The sequence below is a fragment of the Oleiphilus sp. HI0043 genome, from assembly GCF_001634935.1.
In genome coordinates this window covers 1-2037 of the sequence record NZ_LWEY01000435.1, presented here as the reverse complement: position 1 = coordinate 2037, position 2037 = coordinate 1, and the positions used below count along the sequence as shown (strand labels likewise).

Annotated in this window: 2 protein-coding genes; both read left to right on the top strand. The window is 46.5% G+C overall.

Features of this window, described 5'->3' with window-relative positions; genetic code table 11:
• On the top strand, positions 1-1074 hold a 1074-nt coding region (gene thiC, locus A3729_RS05570; RefSeq protein WP_068633357.1), incomplete at its 5' end, for a phosphomethylpyrimidine synthase ThiC.
• Between the two features lie 38 nt (positions 1075-1112).
• The coding region (locus A3729_RS05565) for a LysR family transcriptional regulator (protein ID WP_068633355.1) at positions 1113-2037 on the top strand (925 nt) is incomplete at its 3' end.

Sequence of the window (2037 nt, the reverse complement as noted above, 5' to 3'; positions counted from 1 at the left end):
ACAGGCCAGAATATTCATGAGACACGTGAATGGGTCATTCGAAACTCTTCTGTACCGATTGGTACGGTGCCGATTTATCAGGCGCTTGAAAAATGTGGCGGGGTTGCCGAAGATCTTACCTGGGAGTTGTTCCGTGATACTTTAATTGAGCAGGCGGAGCAGGGAGTTGATTACTTCACTATCCATGCAGGTGTGTTATTGCGCTATGTGCCTATGACGGCGAATCGAGTCACCGGGATCGTTAGTCGTGGTGGTTCAATTATGGCTAAATGGTGCCTTGCTCATCACAAGGAAAACTTCCTCTATACGCATTTTGAAGAAATTTGCGAGATTATGAAAGCCTATGATGTGTGCTTTTCACTTGGTGATGGTTTACGCCCAGGTTCAATTGCTGATGCAAATGATGAGGCGCAATTCTCAGAGCTTCGTACTTTAGGCGAGCTTACCAAGATAGCTTGGAAGCACGATGTGCAAACCTTTATTGAAGGCCCGGGTCATGTGCCGATGCATATGATTAAGGCGAATATGGAAGAGCAGCTCAAGCATTGCGATGAAGCGCCTTTCTACACGCTTGGCCCACTTACTACCGATATCGCACCAGGCTATGACCACTTCACCTCAGGCATTGGTGCTGCACTGATTGGCTGGTATGGTTGTTCAATGCTTTGCTATGTCACGCCTAAGGAACACTTGGGTCTACCTAATAAAGAAGATGTAAAACAGGGCCTTATTACCTATAAGATCGCGGCTCATGCTGCCGACCTTGCAAAAGGCCACCCTGGTGCACAGATTCACGATAATGCTATGTCAAAGGCTCGTTTTGAGTTTAGATGGGAAGATCAATTTAACCTTGCGCTAGATCCTTATACTGCTCGTGCTTATCATGATGAAACATTACCTAAGGACTCTGCTAAAGTTGCACATTTCTGTTCAATGTGTGGCCCTAAGTTTTGTTCAATGAAAATATCTCAGGAAGTTCGTGATTACGCAGCAGAAAAGGATGCGAACGAAGGTATGAGTGAGATGTCGGAGAAATTTAAACAGGAAGGTAGTGAAATCTACCATGAAGTTTAAGTTTAATTGAGTGTTATTAGCCAAGGGCGTCTAGGTCTATGAATCTAAGTGATGTTGATCTAAATTTGCTGGTTCACCTAGATGTACTTTTGCGTGAGCAAAACGTCACCAAGGCTGCAAACCATCTTGGTATTACGCAGCCTGCGATGAGTAATGGTTTGAAGCGTTTGCGCTTGCTGTTCGAAGATCCATTGCTTGTTCGTACCAGTGACGGTATGGCGCCTACTGAGTTGGCGCTCAGCCTTAAGCCTGCGGTGAGAGAGATATTATTCAATATCGATCGTGTAGTTCACCCGGATAGGGATTTTGACCTTCAAAGCCATCGGGTGTTTCGCGTGATGGCAAGCGACTACGCTGAATCTACCTTGATTCCCGCTGTTTTAAGTGAAGTTCGCAAGCAGGCGCCTAATATCACGCTCGATGTTTTAACGCCCAGTGATGTATCTTTCGAAGATGTTGAGCAAGGCCGTGTCGATATGGCGATTAATCGCTTTGATACTTTGCCGCAGTCTTTTCACCAAAAAACGCTCTGGTCTGATACCTTCTCATGCCTGATGAGCCCCAGTAACACCTTGGTCAATAGCTTCGATCTGGATGCCTACCTAAAGGCCAGCCATATTTGGGTGAGTAAAACTGGCTTTGGTGTGGGTGTTGGAGTGAACCCGAATGATGTGCAGCGCTTGGGTTGGGTTGATGAAGCGCTGGATCGTATTGGAGCAAAGCGCGAAATTAGTGTATTTACCCGTCATTACCAGGTGGCGATGTTGTTGGCGCAGCAGCATGACTTAGTGGCTACGCTGCCGAGCCGCGCGGCGCGTTTAAAAAGCGAGAGCTCTAAGCTTGTAATGAAAGAGCCGCCCTTCGATATACCAGCATTCGATCTCAAGATGGCCTGGAGCCCATTACTTCATCATAATGCGGACCATCAGTGGTTTAGGCGTTTGATTACAGATATTGCTCAGA